Origin of the sequence: Sphingomonas sp. Leaf21 (assembly GCF_916858675.1) — a bacterium.
In the GTDB taxonomy this organism is placed as follows: Bacteria; Pseudomonadota; Alphaproteobacteria; order Sphingomonadales; family Sphingomonadaceae; genus Sphingomonas.
Window position 1 is genome coordinate 1 of the sequence record NZ_CAKASM010000055.1, and the last position, 832, is coordinate 832.

General features: G+C 58.1%; 1 protein-coding gene, 2 tRNA genes and 1 rRNA gene. 3 read left to right on the forward strand and 1 reads right to left on the reverse strand.

The window, feature by feature from the left end; genetic code table 11:
* Window positions 1-70, forward strand: a 16S ribosomal RNA gene (locus tag LRP66_RS18200); the annotation flags it as partial.
* A 22-nt stretch (window positions 71-92) separates the two neighbouring features.
* Here LRP66_RS18200 and LRP66_RS18205 read toward each other — a convergent pair.
* Window positions 93-245: a hypothetical protein gene (locus tag LRP66_RS18205; RefSeq protein WP_230484013.1), complete on the reverse strand. Its 153-nt coding sequence runs from the start codon at window positions 243-245 to the stop codon at window positions 93-95.
* Between the two features lie 39 nt (window positions 246-284).
* Between LRP66_RS18205 and LRP66_RS18210 the strand changes: the two genes are divergently transcribed.
* Window positions 285-361, forward strand: a tRNA-Ile gene (locus LRP66_RS18210).
* Between the two features lie 127 nt (window positions 362-488).
* Window positions 489-564: transfer RNA gene (locus LRP66_RS18215), tRNA-Ala, on the forward strand.
* Window positions 565-832: the final 268 nt, after the last annotated feature.

Genomic DNA, 832 nt, shown 5'->3' on the forward strand with positions numbered 1-832 from the left:
GGGTTCAGCGACTGGGGTGAAGTCGTAACAAGGTAGCCGTAGGGGAACCTGCGGCTGGATCACCTCCTTTCTAAGGATAGCGGCGGAAAGCGTCATGCTTCGGTATGAAAGAGCTTCCTCCCATTCCAAAGACATTCCAAACCGCCGTCCTCATGTCCCTTCATCAAACTGGAACCAACGAGACGCACTGGCTGCAAGCCAGCGCGCACGTTGGTCAGTTCGGCCAGCGCGGCGAAGCGCGCCATAAGGCGCAGCTTTGCTGCGACTGACGGCGCGACGGGTGCGGGCCGGTAGCTCAGGTGGTTAGAGCGCACGCCTGATAAGCGTGAGGTCGTAGGTTCAACTCCTACTCGGCCCACCATTGCGCAAGGCAGCGAGACGAAATAGCGAAGCTATTTCGCACGCAGCCAAGCACGGCCAGCGTTGCGAAGCGCGCCATAAGGCGCAGCTTTGCTGCGACTGACGGCGCGACGGGCACGAGACGGTGAGGGGCCTTAGCTCAGCTGGGAGAGCGGTTGCTTTGCAAGCATCAGGTCATCGGTTCGATCCCGATAGGCTCCACCACTCTTTCTGCCCGACGAACGACGATCCAGTTTTGATGAAGACACGAGTTCCGCTGCTGACGCAGCGGTTACGAGGTGCTGACGCACCTCATCTTTGACATTGTGAATGGGTTTTTAAAATCGATGCCGTGAAGGTGTCGGCTTTGAAAGTGGAGCGAAGGCGGCAACGCCCGAGCGAAACGGACAGGCTGGCAATTCACAATATCTGGCTGAGTATTTAATGACCACACCAATTGAGCCACATCGCGCTGCTCTGCCGAGTCGGCATC